The organism is Roseateles sp. GW821-FHT09B06 (assembly GCF_059418245.1).
Map to the genome: position 1 here is coordinate 1 of NZ_JBWKPM010000031.1, position 20,123 is coordinate 20,123.

The 20,123-nt window shown below is 68.1% G+C and carries 16 protein-coding genes; 9 read left to right on the forward strand and 7 right to left on the reverse strand.

Features of this window, described 5'->3' with window-relative positions; translation table 11 throughout:
- Positions 1 to 163 precede the first annotated feature (163 nt).
- Complete coding sequence (gloB, locus tag AC07OQ_RS20605) at positions 164 to 952, reverse strand: hydroxyacylglutathione hydrolase (protein WP_495055017.1); 789 nt, start codon at positions 950 to 952, stop codon at positions 164 to 166.
- Between the two features lie 11 nt (positions 953 to 963).
- Between gloB and AC07OQ_RS20610 the strand changes: the two genes are divergently transcribed.
- From AC07OQ_RS20610 to AC07OQ_RS20625, 4 genes are all read left to right on the forward strand, one after another.
- Complete coding sequence (locus AC07OQ_RS20610) at positions 964 to 1,845, forward strand: class I SAM-dependent methyltransferase (RefSeq protein WP_495055018.1); 882 nt, start codon at positions 964 to 966, stop codon at positions 1,843 to 1,845.
- Positions 1,835 to 2,302 carry a ribonuclease HI gene (gene rnhA, locus AC07OQ_RS20615; RefSeq protein WP_495055019.1) on the forward strand — a complete coding sequence of 156 codons (468 nt, stop codon included), beginning with the start codon at positions 1,835 to 1,837 and terminating at the stop codon, positions 2,300 to 2,302. The genes AC07OQ_RS20610 and rnhA overlap by 11 nt, the downstream gene beginning before the upstream one ends.
- Before the next feature lie 159 nt (positions 2,303 to 2,461).
- Positions 2,462 to 3,637 carry an efflux RND transporter periplasmic adaptor subunit gene (locus tag AC07OQ_RS20620; protein WP_495055020.1) on the forward strand — a complete coding sequence of 392 codons (1,176 nt, stop codon included), beginning with the start codon at positions 2,462 to 2,464 and terminating at the stop codon, positions 3,635 to 3,637.
- An 11-nt stretch (positions 3,638 to 3,648) separates the two neighbouring features.
- Positions 3,649 to 6,708, forward strand: a complete 3,060-nt coding sequence (locus AC07OQ_RS20625) for an efflux RND transporter permease subunit (protein ID WP_495055021.1) — start codon at positions 3,649 to 3,651, stop codon at positions 6,706 to 6,708.
- A 65-nt stretch (positions 6,709 to 6,773) separates the two neighbouring features.
- Here the strand turns inward: AC07OQ_RS20625 and AC07OQ_RS20630 are convergent, their stop codons facing one another.
- Positions 6,774 to 7,490 (reverse strand): Crp/Fnr family transcriptional regulator, encoded by a 717-nt coding sequence (locus AC07OQ_RS20630; protein ID WP_495055022.1) that lies wholly within the window; start codon positions 7,488 to 7,490, stop codon positions 6,774 to 6,776.
- A 110-nt stretch (positions 7,491 to 7,600) separates the two neighbouring features.
- Here AC07OQ_RS20630 and AC07OQ_RS20635 point away from each other — a divergent pair, with 110 nt between their 5' ends.
- Positions 7,601 to 8,161, forward strand: coding sequence for a deoxycytidylate deaminase (locus AC07OQ_RS20635; RefSeq protein ID WP_495055023.1), 561 nt, complete (start codon positions 7,601 to 7,603; stop codon positions 8,159 to 8,161).
- Between the two features lie 125 nt (positions 8,162 to 8,286).
- Positions 8,287 to 8,619, forward strand: coding sequence for a hypothetical protein (locus AC07OQ_RS20640; protein ID WP_495055024.1), 333 nt, complete (start codon positions 8,287 to 8,289; stop codon positions 8,617 to 8,619).
- Between the two features lie 96 nt (positions 8,620 to 8,715).
- Here AC07OQ_RS20640 and AC07OQ_RS20645 read toward each other — a convergent pair whose 3' ends face one another.
- Positions 8,716 to 8,979, reverse strand: a complete 264-nt coding sequence (locus AC07OQ_RS20645) for a hypothetical protein (RefSeq protein ID WP_495055025.1) — start codon at positions 8,977 to 8,979, stop codon at positions 8,716 to 8,718.
- 324 nt (positions 8,980 to 9,303) lie between these two features.
- Between AC07OQ_RS20645 and AC07OQ_RS20650 the strand changes: the two genes are divergently transcribed.
- Positions 9,304 to 12,186, forward strand: a complete 2,883-nt coding sequence (locus tag AC07OQ_RS20650; protein WP_495055026.1) for a TonB-dependent receptor — start codon at positions 9,304 to 9,306, stop codon at positions 12,184 to 12,186.
- A 537-nt stretch (positions 12,187 to 12,723) separates the two neighbouring features.
- Complete coding sequence (locus AC07OQ_RS20655) at positions 12,724 to 15,165, forward strand: TonB-dependent receptor (protein WP_495055027.1); 2,442 nt, start codon at positions 12,724 to 12,726, stop codon at positions 15,163 to 15,165.
- An 80-nt stretch (positions 15,166 to 15,245) separates the two neighbouring features.
- Here AC07OQ_RS20655 and AC07OQ_RS20660 read toward each other — a convergent pair whose 3' ends face one another.
- The 4 genes from AC07OQ_RS20660 to AC07OQ_RS20675 all read right to left on the reverse strand — a co-directional run bounded on the left by AC07OQ_RS20660 (position 15,246) and on the right by AC07OQ_RS20675 (position 19,283).
- Complete coding sequence (locus AC07OQ_RS20660) at positions 15,246 to 16,064, reverse strand: LytR/AlgR family response regulator transcription factor (protein ID WP_495055028.1); 819 nt, start codon at positions 16,062 to 16,064, stop codon at positions 15,246 to 15,248.
- Positions 16,065 to 16,068: 4 nt separating this feature from the next.
- Positions 16,069 to 17,163 (reverse strand): sensor histidine kinase, encoded by a 1,095-nt coding sequence (locus AC07OQ_RS20665; protein ID WP_495055029.1) that lies wholly within the window; start codon positions 17,161 to 17,163, stop codon positions 16,069 to 16,071.
- A 31-nt stretch (positions 17,164 to 17,194) separates the two neighbouring features.
- On the reverse strand, positions 17,195 to 17,608 hold the full coding sequence (locus tag AC07OQ_RS20670) for a DUF2306 domain-containing protein (RefSeq protein WP_495055030.1): 414 nt from the start codon (positions 17,606 to 17,608) through the stop codon (positions 17,195 to 17,197).
- Positions 17,609 to 17,711: 103 nt separating this feature from the next.
- Positions 17,712 to 19,283, reverse strand: coding sequence for a helicase HerA-like domain-containing protein (locus AC07OQ_RS20675; RefSeq protein ID WP_495055031.1), 1,572 nt, complete (start codon positions 19,281 to 19,283; stop codon positions 17,712 to 17,714).
- A 112-nt stretch (positions 19,284 to 19,395) separates the two neighbouring features.
- On the opposite strand from AC07OQ_RS20675, the gene AC07OQ_RS20680 reads away from it, so the two are divergent.
- On the forward strand, positions 19,396 to 20,121 hold the full coding sequence (locus AC07OQ_RS20680; RefSeq protein ID WP_495055032.1) for a YebC/PmpR family DNA-binding transcriptional regulator: 726 nt from the start codon (positions 19,396 to 19,398) through the stop codon (positions 20,119 to 20,121).
- The last annotated feature ends 2 nt before the right edge of the window (positions 20,122 to 20,123 follow it).

Consider the following 20,123-nt stretch of genomic DNA (forward strand, 5'->3'; position numbering starts at 1 on the left):
GCCGCGGGGGGCGGCGCGGCCGCAGCGTCGGCGGCCGGCGGCGGCGGCAGGCTGGCGCAGGCGCTCAGCAGGGCGGCCAGCGATGCGACGGCGAGGGCGTGAAGGCGGGGCCGGGCGCGGGCGGGGGCGAAATCGGGAGCGAAATCGGGAGCAATAGGCGATGTCATCTGAACTCGTTCTTCCATTGCCGGAGCGTGGCGAACACCGCGACGCGATCGGCGAGCGCGGTCAAGGAGGCTTGCGTGCCGGCGGCGGCCCGGACGGCCGGCTCGTCGCAACGCAGGAAAGGATTGATGGCTTGTTCCTGCCGGATGGTGGACGGCAGGGTCGGCAGATCTTGCGCGCGGCGGGCCTCGCACCAGACCCGGTAGTCGGCGAGCGCCTTGTTCGCGGGCTCAATGGTCTGCCCAAAGCGCAGATTCGACAAGGTGTATTCATGCGCGCAGCACACCCGGGTATTCCCGGGGAGGGCGGCCAGCCGGTCCAGCGAGGCCAGCATCTGTGCCGGCGTGCCCTCGAAGAGGCGGCCGCAGCCGCCGGAGAACAGGGTGTCGCCGCAGAACAGGATGGGCGCGCCGCCGTCGCCGGGCGTCTCTATATAGAAGGCGATGTGGCCCGCCGTGTGCCCGGGCACGTCGATCACGCGGATGCGCTGGCCCAGCAGCTCGAAGCAGGCGCCGTCCCGATGGGCGAGCAGCGGGACGGGGATGCGCTCCCGCGCCGGGCCGTGGACGGGCCCCCGCAGGCGCGCGCCCAGCGCGGCCAGGCCGCCGACATGGTCGCCATGATGATGGGTCACTAGAATGCCGGCGAGGCTTAGCCCGAGGCGATCCAGCGCCTCCAGCACCGGTGCGGCCTCGCCGGGGTCGACCACCAGGGCCTGCGTGCCGTCGTGCAGCATCCAGATGTAGTTGTCCGTGAAGGCGGGCAGTGCGACCAGTTCAAGGCCCATGCAAGAGTTCCATGACGCGTGAAGCAGCGATTGTAGAGTTGGCCGCCTGGCTGCGGACCCCGCCGGGCCGTTACCTGCTGGCCTGGGAGCAGGCGCGGCTGGACCAGGCCGTGGCCGATATGTTCGGCTTCCACGCGCTGCAGCTCGGGCTGCCCGAGCTGCAGGGCCTGCGCGCCAACCGCATGCCGCACCGCTGGCTGGCGCTGGACGGCCTGGGCCAGGCCGGCTGCGACTGGCATGCCAGCGTGCCGCCGATCGAAGGCGTGCAGAGCGGTTTCGGTCAGTTCGGCGCGGACAGCCGGCCGGTCGGCCCGAGCGCCGCCGGCGGGGCCTCGCTGTACTGCGAATTCGATGCGCTGCCCTTCGAGGCGGCCAGCCTGGACCTGGTGGTGCTGCCGCACACGCTGGAATTCGCGCCCGATCCGCATCGCACCCTGCGCGAGGTGGAGCGGGTGCTGCGTCCCGAGGGGCGGCTGGTGATCGCCGGCATCAATCCGGCCAGCGCCTGGGGGCTGAGGCAGAATCTGGGCCGGCTGCACGCGCGTCTGCCTGGCACCAGCAAGCAGCTTTACCTGCCTGGCGTGGGCGACTTCATCGGCTACTGGCGCTTGCGCGACTGGCTGCGCCTCTTGAGCTTCGAGATCGACGGCGCGCAGTTCGGCGCCTATGCGCCACCGCTGAAGAGCGAGCAATGGCTGACGCGCTGGCATTGGCTGGAGGGCGTGGGTAAGCGCTGGTGGCCCGTGCTGGGCGCCAGCTATTTCGTCTCGGCGATCAAGCGCGTGCACGGCATGCGCCTGGTCGGGCTGGCGCGCCAGAAGGCGCGTGCACCCAAGGCCCGCGCGGCGGTGGCCCTGCATCAACATCACAACCAAGACATTCATGACGACTGAGACCAAGCCCGCGGTGAGCATTGCCAAGCCGCTGGTCACCATCTATACCGACGGCGCCTGCAAGGGCAATCCGGGCCCCGGCGGCTGGGGCGCCTGGCTGTCGGCCGGCGGCCACGAGAAGGAAATGTTCGGCGGCGAGCGCAACACCACCAACAACCGCATGGAGCTGACCGCGGTGATCGAGGCGCTGGCCTCGCTGAAGCGCAGCTGCAAGATCACCATCTATACCGACAGCGAGTATGTGCGCAAGGGCATGACCGAGTGGATCGCCGGCTGGCAGCGCCGCGGCTGGAAGACGGCCGACGGCAAGCCGGTCAAGAACACCGAGCTGTGGCAGCGCCTGGACGCCCTGCGCAAGCTGCACGAGGTCGACTGGCGCTGGGTCAAGGGCCATGCCGGCGACCCGGGCAACGAGCGCGCCGACGCGCTGGCCAACAAGGGCGTGGCCTCGCTCTGAAGCGCCGCCCGCAGGCGCGCGGCGTGCGTTATCCGCCCCGGCGCGGAATTCATCCCCTTCCTTCCCGATTTCAGCCCTAAACCCGCCGCTCCCCAACTGCAACAGCATGTATTCGCCGCTACAGTGCGCGGTCGGAGAAAAGTGCATGAGTGCATGAGCATGAGAAAACTACATAGCGTCGTTGCGGTGGTCGCGCTTGCCGGGCTGAGTGTCCTGGCCTGGTGGTGGCAGAAACAGCCCGCCCAGGCCGCGGCGGCCACCGTGAACAGCGCGTCCGGCGCTCGCTCGGGAGGTCCGGGCGGGCCGGCGAGTGTGGAGGTGGGTCGGGTGCAGGCGCTCGGCCTGGCCGATGATGCCCAGGCGGTGGGCACGCTGCGGGCGCGCCAGTCGGTGGTGCTGAAGCCCGAGGTCAGCGGCCGCATCACCAAGCTCGGTTTCACCGACGGCCAGCGCGTCCGGCGCGGCCAGCTGCTGGTGCAGCTGGACGACGCCTTGCAGGCCGCGCAGCTGCAGCAGGCCGAGGCCCAGCAGGGCATCGCTAGCACCCAGCTGCAGCGCAACCGCGAGCTGCTGGCGCAGAGCTTCGTCTCGCCGAGCGTGGTGGATCAGGCCGAGGCCACCCTGAAGGTCGCCGAGGCCCAGGTGGCCCTGGCCCGCGCGCAGCTGGAGCGCCTGCAGGTGCGCTCGCCCTTTGATGGCGTGGCCGGCATCCGCATGGTGAACCTGGGCGACTATGTGAAGGACGGCACCGAGCTGATCAGCGTCGAGGATGCCTCGACGATGTGGGTGGACTTCCGCCTGCCCGAGCGTTTCGTGCCGCAGCTGCGCCTGGGGCAGGATGTGTCGATGGGCCTGGACGCGCTGCCGGGCCGCGAGTTCAAGGCGCGCATCGAGGCGCTGGATGCGCAGCTCGACGCCAATGGCCGTTCGATGCTGGTGCGCGCGCGGGTGCAGGGCGACACGGGCATGCTGCGCAGCGGCCTGTTCGCCCGGGTGCGGGTGGTGTTCGCGCTGCGCGAGCAGGCGCTCGTCGTGCCCGAGGAGGCCCTGGTGCCGCAGGGCGGCAAGCAGTACATCGTCAAGCTGGCGCCCGGCCGGGACGGCAAGGGAAGCCTGATGTCCGAGCGCATCGAGGCCAAGCTGGGCATCCGGGTGCCGGGCAAGGTGGAACTGCTGGAGGGCGTCAAGGCCGGCGATCTGGTGGTGACGGCCGGCCAGGCGCGGCTGATGCGCGGCGAGTCGCAGCCGGTCAAGGTGATCGAGCTGGACAGGCCGGGGCAGGCCAGGGCCGGTGCCGGCGCGGCCAGCGCGGCCAGCATGGCAACTGGCCGCTGAAGGAGGGCGCGATGCGCATCTCGGAAACCTCGATCCGCCGGCCGGTCTTCGCGACGGTGATGTCCCTGCTGCTGGTGCTGGTGGGCCTGGTGTCCTTCGGCAAGCTCTCGCTGCGCGAGTACCCGCGCATCGACGAGCCGGTGGTGACGGTCAGCACGCGTCTGGTGGGCGCCTCCTCGGAGGTGATCGAAACCCAGGTCACCAAGCCGCTGGAGGATTCGATCGCCGGCATCGACGGCGTCGACATCCTGACCTCGATCTCGCGCTCCGAGCAGAGCCAGATCACGGTGCGTTTCAAGCTGGAGAAGAATCCCGACGACGCGGCCGCCGATGTGCGCGACCGCGTCTCGCGCGTGCGCAGCCGCCTGCCCGACGCGGTGGACGAGCCGGTGGTGGCCAAGGTGGAGGCCGATGCGACGCCGACCATCTGGCTGGCCTTCACGAGCGACACGCTGGACCCGCTGCAGATCACCGATCTGGTGAACCGCGTCGTCAAGCCGCGCCTGCAGACCGTGCCCGGCGTGGCCGACGTGCAGATCGGCGGCGACCGCAAGTATTCGATGCGCGTCTGGCTGGACCCGGATCGCCTGGCCGCCTACAAGCTGACCGTGCAGGACGTCGAGGACGCGCTGCGCCGCCAGAACCTGGAGGTGCCGGCCGGGCGCATCGAGAGCCAGCAGCGCGAGTTCAACGTCACCGCACGCACCGACCTGAACACGGTGCCGCAGTTTGCCGAGGTGGCGCTGAAGCAGGCCAGCGGCTTCACGGTGCGGCTGAAGGACGTGGCGCGCATCGAGGAGGCCGCGGCCAGCGAGCGCTCGCGCGTGCGCCTGAACGGCGTGCCCTCGGTGTCGCTGGGCGTGATCCGCCAGGCCACGGCGAATCCGCTGGAGGTGTCGGCCGGCGTGCGCGAGATGATGCCGCGCCTGCAGCAGGACCTGCCGGATTCGGTCAAGGTGCTGCCGGCCAATGACAACTCGGTTTTCATCGACCGCTCGATCAAGTCGGTCTATCACACGATCGCCGAGGCGGTGGTGCTGGTGGCGCTGGTGGTGTTCCTGTTCCTGCGCACCTTGCGCGCCTCGATCATTCCGCTGGTGACGATTCCGGTGAGCCTGATCGGCTCGTTCGCGCTGATGGCGGCGGCCGGCTTCACGGTCAACACCCTGACCCTGCTGGCCCTGGTGCTGGCGATCGGCCTGGTGGTGGACGATGCGATCGTGGTGCTGGAGAACATCTTCCGCCATATCGAGGAGGGCCTGAGCCCCTTCCAGGCCGCCTTGAAGGGCGCCAAGGAGATCGGCTTCGCGGTGGTCGCGATGACCATGACCCTGGCCGCGGTGTTCGCGCCGCTGGCCTTCACGCCGGGCCGCACCGGGCGGCTGTTCGTCGAGTTCGCGCTGACGCTGGCCGGCGCGGTGATCGTGTCGGGCTTCGTCGCGCTGACCCTGACGCCGATGATGTGCAGCAAGCTGCTGCGCCACAACCACCATCCGACGCGCTTCGACCGCGGCATGGAAGGCGTGCTGGTCTGGATCAGCGCGCGCTATGCCGCGGCCCTGCGCTTCGCGCTGCGCACGCGCTGGCTGGTGGTGGCGGTGATGCTGGCCTCGGGCGCCTACAGCTGGTGGCTGTTCACGCATGCCAAGAGCGAGCTGGCGCCGCTGGAGGACCGCGGCGTGATCTTCATGCCGGTCAGCGCGCCGGACGGCGCGACCTTGGAGTTCACCGCGCGCTATCTGGACGCGATCGAGCGCATCGGCGCTGGCTACCCCGAGTTCGACCGACGCTTCCTGTTTGCCGGCGGTTCGACCGTGTCCCAGGCCACCGCCATCCTGCGCACCGTGGACTGGGCCGATCGCAGCATCAGCACCCAGGAGCTGGCGCGCAAGCTGCAGCCGCAGCTGGCCGGTCTGCCGGGCATCACGGTGTTCCCGGTGACGCCGCCCAGCCTGGGCCAGGGCTTTCGCGAGCGCTCGATCAACTACGTGATCGTCACCAGCGACAGCTATGCCAACCTGGCCAATGTGACCCAGCAGTTCATGGCCGCGCTGGCCAAGAATCCCGGTTTCGTGCAGCCCGACAACGACCTGCGCCTGAACAAGCCCGAGGTCTTCATGGAGGTGGACCGCGAGCGCGCGGCCGATCTGGGCGTCAATGTCGACCAGGTCGCGCGCACGGTCGAGACCATGCTGGGCGGACGCAACGTGACGCGCTACAAGCGCGACGCCGAGCAGTACGACGTGATCGTGCAGACCCAGAACTCCGGCCGCACCACGCCCGAGCACATCGAGAAGCTGTTCGTGCGCGGCCGCGGCGACACGATGATCCCGCTGTCCAGCCTGGTGAAGGTGCGCGAGGCGGTCAGCCCGCGCGAGCTGAACCACTTCAACCAGCGCCGCTCGGTCTCGATCACCGCCAACCTGGCGCCCGGCTACGCGCTGGGCGAGGCGCTGGCCTTCATGGACGCGCAGGCGCGCGAGATCCTGCCGATGGGCTATGCGACCGAGCTGAACGGTGTGTCGCGCGAGTTCAGGAGCAGCAGCGGCGCGCTGGGCCTGGTGTTCGTGCTGGCCCTGCTGTTCATCTTCCTGGTGCTGGCGGCGCAGTTCGAGAGCTTCATCGATCCCTTTGTGATCATGCTGGCGGTGCCGCTGTCGATGGTGGGCGCGCTGGCGGCGCTGCAGTGGAGCGGCGGCACCCTGAACGTCTACTCGCAGATCGGCCTGATCACCCTGGTGGGCCTGATCACCAAGCATGGCATCCTGATCGTCGAGTTCAGCAACCAGCTGCGCCAGCAGGGCAAGGCCCTGACCGAGGCGGTGATCGAGGCCTCGGCGCTGCGTCTGCGGCCGATCCTGATGACCACCGGCGCGATGGTGCTGGGCGCGATCCCGCTGGCGCTGGCCAGCGGCGCGGGCGCCGAGAGCCGTCAGCAGATCGGCTGGGTGATCGTGGGCGGCATGAGCTTCGGCACCCTGCTGACCATCTTCGTCGTGCCGATCATGTACACGCTGTTCGCGCGCCAGCGCGTGCCGGGCGAGATCACGACGCCGGCGCTGGCCGGATAGGTCCACCCCCTAGCGCTACACGCGCCCCCTTCAGGGGGCGATGCCGGCTGCCCGGCGGCGCCGGATCAGCGGCATCCGCGGGGCAATTCAGTCGGTCCGTGTGCCGCAGGGGGTGACGCGTATTCGCGCAGGCCCCGCAGGCTCAGCACCTCGATGCCGCGCCGGCCGACCCCGATCAGGCCGGCCTCCTCCAGGATCTGCAGCGCCGCGTTGGCGCGCTGGCGCGAGACGCCGGCCAGCTGGGCCACCTCGGCCTGGCGCAGGTCGAGGAACAGGCCCGGCTCGGGGTAGAGCTCGGGGTTGTAGAGCCCGGCCAGGCTGCGCGCCACGCGCGCGGTGGAATCGAGCAGCCGGTCGTTGCAGAGCTGGGCGATGAAGAAGCCCATGCGGGCGCTCATCAGCTGCTGCAGATAATGGTTGAAGGGCAGGCTGGTGGCGCGCAGCCATTCGAAGCTGTCGCGCGGCAGCAGGGCCAGATGGCAGTCGCGCAGCGCCATGCCGTCGTACTGCCAGCGGCCGCGCTTGATCAGCGTGCCCTCGCCGAACCAGCCGCCGGGGGCGGTGCCGATCAGCGCGGTCTCGCGGCCGCAGGGGCTGAGGATGCTCATCTTGCCGAAGCCGCTGATCAGCCCGACCCAATGCTCGGCCGGCTCGCCCATGCGCACCATCGGCTGGCCGGCCGCGACCCGGCGCTCGCGCGCCTCGGCATGCACCCGCTGCATTTCGGCCGCGCCGAGCTGGCGGCCCCAGATCGATTTTTCGAGCATCTCGTGCAGGGTCATGGCCCGCATTCTAGGAAGTCGGCGGCGATACGCCGGGCGAGGCCGAGACGGCTCGGCTAGACTGCCCAGCGCGCAGCCGCATTGCCGACCGCTTCATCGCACGATCATTCATGCAAGACGATTTCTCACAGCACAGCAGCCCGCTGATTTCCTGGCATTCGATGTTCATGGGCGTGGCCCTGCTGGCCGCGGCCCGTTCCAAGGATTACCGCAAGCGCAACGGCGCCTGCATCGCCAGCGTGGACAACAAGATCGTCGGCGTGGGCTACAACGGCCTGCCGCGCGGCTGCGACGATGCCGATCCCTCGTACTGGGCCGACAACGATGCCGACCCGCTGCAGTCGCGCCACAGCTATATCGTGCATGCCGAGGTCAATGCGATCCTGAACTGCGTGGTGCTGCCGCTGACCGGCAGCACGATCTACACGACGCAGTTCCCCTGCCCGCGCTGTGTGCAGTCCATCATCCAGGTGGGCATCGCGCAGGTGGTGTACCTGGAGAAGAAGTCGCATCAGGTGGCGCTGAACGGCGCCTCCGACAAGATGCTGGCGGACGCCGGCATCCGGGTGCTGTCGCTGGAGGACCTGGAGACGCCCTCGGCGCAATGGTGCGGCAAGCTCGACGACTTCATCCGCGCCACCGGGCCGGTGGTGCATCGGGCCAAGCCCTGAGCGTCCGACCCGGCGCGGGCGCGGCTTGCACGGAAACAGGCGCTGGAATGCCGCCTTTTTCCGGCTTAAGTTTGGCTGCGCCTCGGCATCATCAGCCTATTCGCCGTTCCTCGCCGAGGCCCGCCATGATGATCCCGCTGCACCTGATTCCCGCCCAGAACCGCCCCTCGCTGGAAGCGTCCGCCGACGCGGGGCAGGGCATGGCCCTGGTGGAACTGCCGGACCTGGGGCTGCCGATCGCGGGCCCGGTCTCGGCCGAACAGCTGCAGGCCTTCCAGGAGCTGATGCGCCGCGAGAGCCTGCCGCTGCAGCCCACGCGCATGCTGTACGACCGGCTCTATGCCTTCGAGCGCCTGGCCGCGGCCCATGCCAGCGGCTGCCTGCTGCTGCGCGAACTGGCCCTGCAACTGGCCCAGCGCTATCAGAGCGCGGGCGAATGGATCGGCCTGCTGCACTGACGGCGTCTTCCCGACAGCCCACCGCAGCACGCCAAGGCAACAAGCCCTCGCATCGCGAGGGCTTGTTGCCTTGTGGGGGCGCCGATCGGTCCGCGCTCAGAGTGCCGTCAGCCAGTCGCAACGCAGACGGCCGGCGCGATGCAGGCGCTGGCGCACGCGGGCATAGAGCGAAGGCAGCAGGAAGGCGGCCAGGCACAGCGGCAGCATCGGCCAGAAGCCGGTGAGCAGCAGGCTGGGCAGGCTCATCCAGCTCATCACCCAGCAGATCAGCACCAGATCCCAGGCCTGCACCTCGACGGGATGTTGACGGCCATGCAGCACCAGCCAGCGCCGGACGCGGGTCACTTGCTTCAAGGTCATGGCGGGCTCCACTTGTCAGCTTGGCGTCAGCAAGTTTAGAGGCGGACCAAGGGAAAACACTGAATCCGGCGAGCCGCAGCCAATGAAATCAGCGTCGATTTCGGCGGCGCAGCATAACCGTGGTTCATGGATGGGTCTTCGATTGGCATGCTATTTGTCAAATATAAGTAGTCCAATGGTATGGATGCAATCGTCGGCAGGCATGGAAATACGCCTGCCTACTCTGAAATCCTGCCGTAATCATGATCAATTGGTCTTTATTGGTCTTGTTTGTGGGCGGGTGCGGCGCGCGAGCGACCTGACAACAACGGAGAGACCCGCAAGATGAGCAGCTTCCCCCACAATTTTCGCCCCAGCCATATCGCCACCGCGGTCGGTCTGCTGCTGTGGAGCGTGGCCAGCCTGGCACAGACGGCCGATGCGGCCGCCGCGAAGAAGGCTGCCGAGGCTGCCGAGACCGAGAAAGGCAATGGCAACAAGCTTGAGCAGGTGGTGGTCACCGGCATCCGCGCCTCGATCGAGAAGTCGATCGACACCAAGCGCAATGCCGACACCAATGTGGAGGTGGTGTCGGCCGAGGACGTGGGCAAGATGCCCGACAAGAACATCGCCGACGCGCTGTCGCGCCTGCCCGGCGTGAACGTGCAGTTCGGCGGCGCGCTGGCGATGGATGAGGCCGAGCGCGTCTCCATTCGCGGCACCAGCCCCAACCTGAACCTGGTGACGGTCAACGGCCATGCGCTGTCGTCCGGCGACTGGCATGTGGGCGACCAGATCGGCAGCGGCCGCTCGGTGGGTGCAAGCCTGCTGCCTTCGCAACTGATCGGCCAGAGCATCGTCTACAAGACCCAGCGCGCCGACCTCACCGAGGGCGGCATCTCGGGCAGCGTGGACATCATTTTGCGCAAGCCGCTGGACTTCAAGAAGCCGCTCAGCGGCGAAGTGGCGCTGGGCGCCGTGTATGCCGATCTGCCGAACAAGGTGGATCCGCAATTCAGCGGCCTGATTGCCTGGAAGAACGAGGACAGCACGCTGGGGGTGCTGCTGCAGGCTTACCGCGAGGACCGCCACCTGCGCCGCGACGGCCAGGAGGTCTTCAGCTATGGCAGCATCACCACGGCGCAGGCCGCTGCCTCGGGCAACCCGGAGCTGGCCGGCAAGCGCATGCCCGGCAGCATCAACAACGCCATGTTCACGGGTTCGCGCGAGCGCACCGGCGCCTCGGTGGTGTTGCAGGCCCGGCCCAGCGACAAGTTCGAGGCGACGGTCAGCGGCTTCCGCAGCACGCTCAAGGCCAACAACCTCAACACCTCGGGCTTTGCGCTGCCCACCGCCCTGGTGAATGCGGGCTGGCTGATCCGCGATGCCAAGTTCGACGGCAACGTGATCACCGGTGCGCGCCTGGAGCGACCGGCCAACATCCCGGCCGTGCCCGGGATGACAGGCGCCACGCCGGCCTCCCAGCGCGTGATCGGCTTCGAGTACGACCAGATCCTGCGCGACGGTGCCGAGTCGCTGAGCTCCTTCTATGACCTGGACATGAAGTTCAAGCCCACCGAGCGCCTGAGCTTCCGCACCCGCCTGGGCACCACCGAAGGCCGCGGCGAGACCAAGACCCAGCCGCAGATGACCTTCGGCCTGCTCAATCCGAACCTGAGCTACGGCATCAACGGCTCGCGGCCCACCGACTGGACCCTGCTGAACTCGGCCACCGGCCAGCCCATCGACATGAGCAACCCGGCCAACTTCGTGCTGATGTCCAACACGGCGGCCTCGGCACTCTCCAAGGACAAGGAGAACTACTTCCACCTCGACGCCGAATACCTGCCGACGAACTCGATGTTCACTGCCGTCAAATGGGGCGCGCGCGGTGCCAAGCACACGCGCAGCTACGGCGTGAACGGCGGGCGCTGGAACGCCCTCGACCAGGGGCAGACTTTTCTTCAAGCCACCGGCGGCCAGCTGGTTCTGGGCAATATCGTCCCGCCCGGCAGCCTGCCGTCGCCCGGCGGCGCCTATCCCTCGGACTGGGCCGACGGCCTGAATGCCAATCTCCCGCAAGACCTGTTCCGCTACACCCCCGAGCAGTTGCGCGAGTTCGGTGCCAAATACATGAACTGGGACCCGGTGCTCAACCGTTCGCTGACCAGCGCCTATGAGATCCGGGAAAAGAACGAGGCGTTCTACCTGATGGGCGAGTTCGAGCTGAGTTCCAGCATCAGCGGCAATGCCGGCGTGCGCCATGTGACCACCTCGGTGGATTCGCTGTCCTATCAGCTGCTCAACCAATGCGCGGCGCTGCAGCCTTGTGCCGTGCCCGGTGCCATCGTCGGCTCCAAGCTCGGTACCTGGCTGCCGCGTCTGACCAGCACCGAGCACAAGGTATGGCTGCCCAGCATGAACCTGCGCTGGGATCTGCGCCGCGACCTGATCGCCCGCGCCTCGGCCTCGCGCTCGCTGGGTCGGGCCAACTACAACGAACTGGCCGGCGCGGTGTCGCTCAACGACACCACGCTCATCGGCAGCAGCGGCAACCCGCTGCTCAAGCCCGTGCTCTCCAACAATGTGGACGCCACCCTGGGCTGGTACTTCGCGCCGCGCGCGCTGCTCTCGGTGGGCGTGTTCTCGCAGCATCTGCAGAACTATGTGAAGGCCGGCGTCTCCAAGATCGAGTACTTCAACATCACCCAGGGCAAGAACACGGTCTATGACGTCAGTTCGCGCGTCGGCGTCAAGGCCAAGCTCAAGGGCGTGGAGGCTGCGCTGGAGATGCCCATCGGTGCCGGTTTCGGCTTCGGCGTCAACGGCACCTATGTCGATTCCGAGGACAAGGATGGCGTCGAGCTGCTCGGCACCTCCAAGTGGACCTACAACCTGCGCGGCTACTACGAGGACGACAAGCTCTCGGCCAGCCTGGCCTGGAACTACCGCAGCGACTACGGCTACGCCTTCTTTGGCAACGGCACCAATGCGGTCACGACCAATGCCAACGGCTCGGTGAACTACAACGGCCTGCGCTACTACAAGGGCTACGGCAGTCTGTCGGCCTCGGTGGGCTACCGCATCACCAAGGACCTGAGCATCCATCTGGATGGCACCAACCTGCTCAACCCGGTGCGCCATACCTACGAGGTCAGCGAGAACGCGCCCGGCTACTGGCATGAGAGCGGCCGCCAGTACTACCTGAACCTGCGCATGAAGTTCTGATCATTGCCGGGCCGCGGGTCGGCTGTCGGCGGCAAACCACAGGCCCCGCATTCGCGGGGCCTCTTTCTTTCACGCCTTCGCCCGGCCCGCCGCCCGTTTGCCTGCGGGGTGTTTTGCCTCGTATCCACGGGCCCGCCGGGGGCGCAGGCAGGCCGGCAACTGGCTCGGCCAGCGCTGTTGTATTCGGGTGCGGCAGCGCACCGGCGGCGTGCATGTCACGGCCGCTACATATTGCATGGCGAAACTGAAATGGTCGCTGGAGCAGGGCGCAGACCCATGACCCAGCGATCCAGGCATCGTCCTTGCTTCTGCGGCTGCGGCTCGCATGGGCTCGCTGATGGTGCGCGCATGAAAGCTTGAGTGTCGAGGGTGGGTGGTAGGGCGGGAGGCCCCAGGCACAAACGTTCGCGTCTTTCAAGCGGCAATTCCTCTATGTGGAAAGCCGTGATGCCAAACGTTTGCGAACTCCTTCGACGCTACTTTTTTAACGTCAGGCCTTGGAAGGCCGTCTGCGTTTTCGTTTGAGGAGTTATCTGGATGAATAGCAATCGTTGGATCTTTACGCGGACCGCGCTCGGCGCGGCCGTGGCTTTGTTGGCCGCCGCACCGGCCTTCGCTCAGACCGCGGCGGACACCGCCGGCAAGGACGAGGCGGCACCGCGCGCCAAGGATGACGCCGTACGTCTGGGCACGATCACGATCGTCGGCGAGGGCAACAAGCTCGGCGCCGGCCAGATGCTGAACGAGGATGTGGCCAAGAGCCGCAGCACCGTCACCAAGGCGGCGGTCGAGAAGGACCGTGCCACCGGCAACCCCTACCAGGCGCTGGCCCTGCTGCCCAGCATCAACTCCTTCAACCATGATGCGACCGGCCTGTTCGGCGGCGGTCTGACGGTGCGCGGCTTCAACTCCGACCAGCTGGGCTTCACGATCAACGGCGTGCCGGTCAACGACTCGGGCAACTTCGCGGTCTATCCGCAGGAGTACGTCGATCAGGAAAACGTTTGCACCCAGAGCGTGACCCAGGGCAGCCCGGATGCCGAGTCGCCGCATGCCGGCGCCACCGGCGGCAACATCAGCATCACCACCTGCGATCCCGAGGACAAGCGCCGCTTCCGCGTCAGCCAGACCCTGGGGCAGCTGGACCTGACCCGCACCTTCGTGCGCTTCGACTCCGGCCGTTTTGCCGACAACAAGCTGAAGGTCTTCCTGAGCTACTCGCACACCCAGGCCGACAAATGGAAGGGCAAGGGCGAGGCCAAGAAGGACCATATCGACGCGGCCTTCCGCTACGACATCAACCAGGACAACGTGATCCTGGGCTCGGTGGTCTACAACCGCGCGATCAACAACAACATCTACAACCCGAGCCTGAAGGAGCTGAATGACAACGGCTACTACTTCGACTACTCGACCACGATCAAGGCACGCCCGGCCCCGGTGAACGGCACGCCACAGACGGAAAGCGCCAACAGTTTCGTCAACACCTACTACGACATGGCCCTGAACCCGTTCGAGAACGCGATCGTCTCGGTCTCGGGCTCGTTCAAGGTGGCCGAGGACACCTATCTGAAGGTCCAGCCCTATCTGTGGTACGGCCTGGGCAATGGCGGCTGGTCGGAGCAGGCGCTGCGCGAGTCGACCGGTCTGATCGGCGGCCCGGTCGACATCAACGGCGACGGCGACACCCTGGACACCTGGCGCGTCGCCCGCGCCAGCCAGACCCGCACCCAGCGCCCCGGCGTGACCGCCGAACTGAGCACCGTGCAGGGCAACCATTACCTGAAGGCCGGCCTGTGGTACGAGCGTGCCAGCCACCGTCAGACCCAGCCCGCGGTGCAGATCACGGACGAGGGCCGTCCCGCCGACATCTGGCTGAAGGACGGCTGCGTCCAACGCGCCGACGGCACCTGCTACCAGGGCCGCAACGCGGACACCACCAGCACCGCCTACCAGGCCTACCTGAGCGACAACATCAGCTTCATGGGCGACCGCGGCATGCTGAGCCTGGGCCTGCGCACGCCGCATGTGACCCGCGATGTGACGAGCTACGAGAACGAGGGCTCGACCGACCCGACCGCACCGAGCTCGGTGAAGCCTCGCCTGCCGAGCTACAACATCAAGAAGAGCTTTGACGAAGTGCTGCCGCAGGTGGGCCTGCGCTTCAACCTGGATCGCAGCAGCCAGGTCTTCCTGAACGTTGCCAAGAACTTCAAGGCGCCGGCCAACTTCGCCTTCATGGCCTCCAATGTGCGCGTCCTGAACGGCGCCGTGGTTCCCATCATCGATGTGAAGCCCGAAACCTCGATCATGACGGACATCGGCTACCGCCTGCAGACCCGCGCGGGCTCGCTGTCGGCCACCGTGTTCAACTCGGATTTCAAGGACCGCCAGGCCACCGCCTACGACCCGAACACCCAGGTCTCGACCTACCAGAACATCGGCCGCACCGCCAACCGCGGTCTGGAGCTGGAAGCCGGTTCGGCCACCTTCTGGGGCGGCTTCACGGCCTATGGCTCGCTGACCCTGCAGAAGAGCAAGGTCAAGGACAACTTCGTGTACGGTCGGAACACGGACGGCACGGACAAGGAACTGCCCACCGTCGGCAAGCAGATGACCCTGACGCCGGAGCAGATGATCGGCGCCTCGCTGCAGTACGCCTCCGGCCCCTACTACGTGCGCCTGAAGGCCAAGTACACCGGCAAGCAGTACGCCACGCTGATGAACGACGAGGAGGTGCCGAGCTACACCGTCCTCGACCTGGATGCCGGCTACAACTTCGGCAATGTGGGCATGCTGAGCAACACCCAGCTGCGCATGAACATCAGCAACCTCGGCAACGAGAAGTACCGCAACCCGAGTTCGGGCACGGTGACCAATGGCCTGATCTATAACAACGACCGCGCCGCGCAGAGCGTGTTCTATTACCTGGGTGCCCCGCGCTTCTTCTCGGTGACCCTGAGCGCCGACTTCCAGTAATCCATGTTTGCGGGCCCGTGCCCGCGGACTTCGGAGCAAGCCGCATGGCCACAAGCCCTGCGGCTTTTTTTGTTTTCGGCCTACAGCCCCTTGAACCGGTGCGCGTACATGCGGCTCACCCCCAGCCGCTCGGGTCGCTGGCGCAGCAGCAGGCTGAGCCGCCCCGCCTCGTCGCGCTCGGCCCTCTCGATCGCCTCGGCGCGCACCACCAGGCTGCGGTGCACCTGCCAGAAGCGCTGCGCATCCAGCTGCGGCAGCAGTTCGCGCAGCGAGGCGCGGACCAGGTGCTCCCTGTCGGCGGTGAGCACGCGCACATATTTGTCCGCCGCCTCGAAATAGATCACGTCCTCCACCGGCACCATCAGGATGCTGCTGCCCACGCCGACCTGCAGCACGCGCAGCGGCGCCGGCGCTGCCGCCGGCAGGCCCAGGGCCTGGACCACGCCCGGTGCCGCCAGCAGCTGGCGCAACTGCATCACCGCGGCATCGGCCGAACCGTCCTGGCGCTGGCGCAGCGCCACCTGCAGCCGCGCGCAGGTCTGGGCCAGGCGTTCGCGCTGCACCGGCTTCAGCACATAGTCCAGCGCCGCCTGCTCGAAGGCCTTCAAGGCGTACTGGTCGTAGGCGGTGACGAACACCAGCAGGGGGAAGGGCTGCTCCTCGGGCCAGTCCTCGGCCAGGGCCTGGGCCGCCTCGAGCCCGCTCATGCCGGGCATGCGGATGTCCAGGAACAGGATCTGCGGCCGCCGGGCCAGCGCCGCCTCCAGGGCGGCCTGGCCATGGGTGGCCATCGCGACGACCTGCAGCTCGGGCCACAGCGCGGCCAGCTCGGCCCGCAGGCCTTCGGCCAGCAGCGTCTCGTCCTCGGCGATCAGGGCGGTGGGGGGCGGCAGGTCCATGGACTCATTCCTCCGATAGCGGCAGCCACAGGCTGACCAGGGTGCCGCCGTCGGCGGCGGCGTCCAGGCGCAGGCCGGCGGCCGCGCCATATTGCGTGGCGAGCCGGGCACGCACCTGCGCCAGGCCGAAGCCGGTGCCGGCGGGGCCGCCCAGGCCCGGGCCGGCGCCGGTGTCGCGCACCGTCAGGCGCAGCAGGCCGGCCTCGCGCCGTGCCTCGACGATCAGCGCGCCGCCGTTCACATGGGGCTCCAGCCCATGCTTGATGGCGTTCTCCACCAGGGGCTGCAGCAGCAGCGGCGGCACCGGCAGCGTGGCCAGCTCGGTCGGCAGCCGCAGCTCGGGGCGCAGCCGCTCGCCCATGCGCACCTGCATCAGGGCCAGGTAGTCGGCCAACCGGGCAAACTCCTCGCTCAGCGCATGCGTTTCGCCGCTGCGCGAGGCGTTCAGCGTGGCGCGCAGAAAGGCGATCAGGCGGTCCAGCATGGCCTGGGCGCGCGGCGGGTCGAGCGCGATCAGCACGCGCAGATTGGCCAGGGTGTTGAACAGCATGTGCGGCTCCAGCTGCGATTCCAGCAGGCGCAGCTGGGTCTCGGCCGCCTGCCGGCGCGCCTGCTCGGCCTCGGTCTGCGCCGCATTCAGCCGGCCGCGCGTGTAGAAGAAGCCGGTGGCCAGCAGCGAGGCCAGCAGCGACAGCAGCAGGGCGCCCGAGACCTCGCGCCAATGGCTGTCCCACAGCATCTGCGAGCGCAGGCCCAGCAAGCGGTCCGCCAGCGCGCTGCCCAGGCCGTAGGCCAGCGGCACCGCGACCAGCAGGCAGATCAGCATCACCGGCCAACCCGGCCAGCCATGGCGATGCTCCTGGCGCTGCGGGAACAGGCGCCGCATCAGCCGGGCGCTCAGCACCCGCGAGCCGTCGATGAAGCTCCAGCAGAACAGGCCGATGATCAGCGAATAGACCACGCTCCCATGCAGGCTCTGGCGCGACAGCGCATGGATGAACAGGCCCAGGCAGGCCGAGAACAGCAGGGTGGCCAGGGCCATGCGCAGCACATAGGGCAGGGCGGCCAGGCGCCGGCGCAGCGGTTGGGGCAGGCTCATGATGCGCCGCATTGTTGCGCAGCGGGCCGGCTCAGACCCAGCCCAGCCATTGCTGCCACAGCAGCTGGCCGAGATAGCGCTGCGGCAGCAGGGCAAAGGCGCCGGCCGTCACGCAGGCGCCCAGATAGGTGCTCCACATGGCGATGCGGTGGACGCGCACCCGGCCCCGCGCGATGGCCCAGATGGCGCGGCCGATGCCGTAGAAGGCGGCCAGCACCAGCAGATGGATCGGCGTGTAGCCGGCGATATTGGGCAGCTCGAAGTCGCGGATGAACAGGGCCGAGACGGCCGCGGCCAGCATCAGCGTGATCCAGGCGTAGCCGAAGGCGCGGTGGCCGCGCGAACCCTTCCTGAGCGTCAGCGCCGGCGGCCCCAGCAGCAGCGCGCCGCTGGCCATGGCGATGTGGATGATGATGGCCGGGGTGAGGGCGACGGTACCGCTCATGGCGGGCTCCTTGGGGGCTTGCGATGGGCCGCATGCTGCCCAGGCTCCCCCCGGCCCGCCACGCCGGCGCGACGGGCCGTCGCCCGCCGGCGCGAAGCGCTGCCTAGCGGCGCCGGCCGCCGCCGCCCAGGATGCTGCCCAGCACGCCGCGGATGATCTCGCGGCCCACGGTGGTGCCCATCGAGCGCAGCGCCGATTTGGCGGCCGCCTCGGCCAGGCCCTCGCGGCGTCCGCCGCGCGGGCCGGTGGAGCCGAACAGCACGTCCTTCAGTCCGCCCAGCATGCCGCTGTCCTGTTCCTGCTGGTCCTGCTGGGCCGGCGGTGCACCCCGGGGCGCGCCGCGCAGGGCGGCATCGGCCTCATCGGCCATCGAACCGCCGCCGGCCTGCCCCGGCGTCGCCGCGACGCGGCCGCTGAGCTTCTCGTAGGCCGACTCGCGGTCCACCGTCTTCTCGTAGATGCCGGCCACCAGCGAGTTCTTCAGCAGCGCGGCGCGCTGTTCGGGGCTGATCGGCCCGATCTGGCTGCCCGGCGGCAGCACGAACACGCGCTCGGTGATGCTGGGCCGGCCCTTCTCGTCCAGCAGGCTGACCAGGGCCTCGCCCACGGCCAGCTCGGTGATCGCAGCGGCGATGTCCAGCCCGGGCTTGGCGCGCATGGTGTCGGCCGCGGCCTTGACGGCCTTCTGGTCGCGCGGCGTGAAGGCGCGCAGCGCATGCTGGACCCGGTTGCCCAGCTGGCCCAGCACCGCGTCCGGAATGTCCAGCGGGTTCTGGGTCACGAAATAGACGCCCACGCCCTTGGAGCGCACCAGGCGCACCACCAGCTCGATGCGCTCGATCAGCGCGGCCGGCGCGTCCTTGAACAGCAGGTGCGCCTCGTCGAAGAAGAACACCAGCTTGGGCTTGTCCAGGTCGCCCACCTCGGGCAGTGTCTCGAACAGCTCCGACAGCATCCACAGCAGGAAGGTGGCGTAGAGGCGGGGCGCGTTCATCAGCTGGTCGGCCGCCAGGATGTTGATCACGCCGAGGCCGCCCTCGGTCTGCATGAAGTCGGCGATGTTGAGCATCGGCTCGCCGAAGAACTTGTCGCCGCCCTGGCTCTCGATCTGCAGCAGGCCGCGCTGGATGGCACCGATCGAGGCGGCCGAGACGTTGCCGTATTCGGTGGTGTACTGGCTGGCGTTGTCGCCCACATGCTGCAGCATCGCGCGCAGGTCCTTCAGGTCCAGCAGCAGCAGGCCATGGTCGTCGGCGATCTTGAACACCAGCTGCAGCACGCCGGCCTGGGTCTCGTTGAGCGCCAGCATGCGCGCCAGCAGCAGCGGGCCCATGTCGGACACGGTGGCGCGTACCGGGTGGCCCTGCTCGCCGAACACGTCCCACAAGGTGGTCGGGCAGGCCAGCGGCGCGGGGGCGTCGATGCCGCGGTCCTTCAGCGTGGCCAGCAGCTTCTCGCCGGGCCTGCCGCCTTGGCTGATGCCGGTCAGGTCGCCCTTCACGTCGGCCATGAAGACCGGCACGCCGATCTTGCTCAGGTTTTCGGCCAGGGTCTGCAGGCTGATGGTCTTGCCGGTACCGGTGGCGCCGGTGATCAGGCCGTGGCGATTCGCCAGCGCGGGCAAGAGCTGGCACTCGACGTCGCCGTGGCGGGCCAGCAGGATCGGATCGGCCATAGGGTTCTCCAGGAAGGAATGTCTGGCGACAGACTAAAATCGCAGTCTATCCAACAAACTGAGTCGCTTCGTCGCGTATCGCGAGGGCCGCGCTCGCCAGGAGATTGAGTCGATGGCTGGTCATTCCAAATGGGCCAATATTCAGCACCGCAAGGGGCGTCAGGACGAGAAGCGCGGCAAGATCTGGACGCGCATCATCCGTGAGATCACCGTGGCCGCGCGCCAGGGCGGTCCGGATGTGAAGGAAAATCCGCGCCTGCGCCTGGCGGTGGATAAGGCCAAGGCCGCGAACATGCCGGCCGACCGCATCAAGTACAACATCGACAAGGCCTCCGGCAATCTCGACGGCATCAGCTACGAGGAAATCCGCTATGAGGGCTACGGCATCGGCGGTGCGGCCGTCATCGTCGACACGATGACGGACAACCGGGTCCGCACCGTGGCCGAGGTGCGCCATGCCTTCAGCAAGTACGGCGGCAATATGGGCACCGACGGTTCGGTGTCCTTCCAGTTCAAGCATTGCGGCCAGCTGGTGTTCGCCCCCGGCACCTCGGAAGACAAGGTGATGGAAGTGGCGCTGGAGGCCGGGGCCGAGGACGTGGTCGCCGACGACGAGGGCGCCATCGAGGTGCTGACCGCGCCGGGCGACTTCGAGGCCGTCAAGAACGCGCTGGAGGCCGCCGGCCTGAAGCCCGAGGTGGCCGAGGTGACGATGCGCGCCGAGAACAGCATCGAGCTGAGCGGCGAGGACGCCCAGCGCATGCAGAAGCTGCTGGACGTGCTGGAAGACCTGGACGATGTCCAGGAGGTCTATCACAACGCGAGCATCGAGGAATGAAG

What these genes read in the sequence shown, in the direction of transcription:
- AC07OQ_RS20625 (WP_495055021.1), top strand. Translation starts at nt 3,649, where the DNA reads ATGCGCATCTCGGAAACCTCGATCCGCCGGCCGGTCTTCGCGACGGTG.
- rnhA (WP_495055019.1), top strand. Translation starts at nt 1,835, where the DNA reads ATGACGACTGAGACCAAGCCCGCGGTGAGCATTGCCAAGCCGCTGGTC.
- AC07OQ_RS20645 (WP_495055025.1), bottom strand. Translation starts at nt 8,979, where the DNA reads ATGACCTTGAAGCAAGTGACCCGCGTCCGGCGCTGGCTGGTGCTGCAT.
- AC07OQ_RS20675 (WP_495055031.1), bottom strand. Translation starts at nt 19,283, where the DNA reads ATGGCCGATCCGATCCTGCTGGCCCGCCACGGCGACGTCGAGTGCCAG.
- AC07OQ_RS20680 (WP_495055032.1), top strand. Translation starts at nt 19,396, where the DNA reads ATGGCTGGTCATTCCAAATGGGCCAATATTCAGCACCGCAAGGGGCGT.
- AC07OQ_RS20650 (WP_495055026.1), top strand. Translation starts at nt 9,304, where the DNA reads ATGAGCAGCTTCCCCCACAATTTTCGCCCCAGCCATATCGCCACCGCG.
- AC07OQ_RS20635 (WP_495055023.1), top strand. Translation starts at nt 7,601, where the DNA reads ATGCAAGACGATTTCTCACAGCACAGCAGCCCGCTGATTTCCTGGCAT.
- AC07OQ_RS20630 (WP_495055022.1), bottom strand. Translation starts at nt 7,490, where the DNA reads ATGACCCTGCACGAGATGCTCGAAAAATCGATCTGGGGCCGCCAGCTC.
- AC07OQ_RS20670 (WP_495055030.1), bottom strand. Translation starts at nt 17,608, where the DNA reads ATGAGCGGTACCGTCGCCCTCACCCCGGCCATCATCATCCACATCGCC.
- AC07OQ_RS20660 (WP_495055028.1), bottom strand. Translation starts at nt 16,064, where the DNA reads ATGGACCTGCCGCCCCCCACCGCCCTGATCGCCGAGGACGAGACGCTG.
- AC07OQ_RS20610 (WP_495055018.1), top strand. Translation starts at nt 964, where the DNA reads ATGACGCGTGAAGCAGCGATTGTAGAGTTGGCCGCCTGGCTGCGGACC.
- AC07OQ_RS20620 (WP_495055020.1), top strand. Translation starts at nt 2,462, where the DNA reads ATGAGAAAACTACATAGCGTCGTTGCGGTGGTCGCGCTTGCCGGGCTG.
- gloB (WP_495055017.1), bottom strand. Translation starts at nt 952, where the DNA reads ATGGGCCTTGAACTGGTCGCACTGCCCGCCTTCACGGACAACTACATC.
- AC07OQ_RS20655 (WP_495055027.1), top strand. Translation starts at nt 12,724, where the DNA reads ATGAATAGCAATCGTTGGATCTTTACGCGGACCGCGCTCGGCGCGGCC.
- AC07OQ_RS20640 (WP_495055024.1), top strand. Translation starts at nt 8,287, where the DNA reads ATGATGATCCCGCTGCACCTGATTCCCGCCCAGAACCGCCCCTCGCTG.
- AC07OQ_RS20665 (WP_495055029.1), bottom strand. Translation starts at nt 17,163, where the DNA reads ATGAGCCTGCCCCAACCGCTGCGCCGGCGCCTGGCCGCCCTGCCCTAT.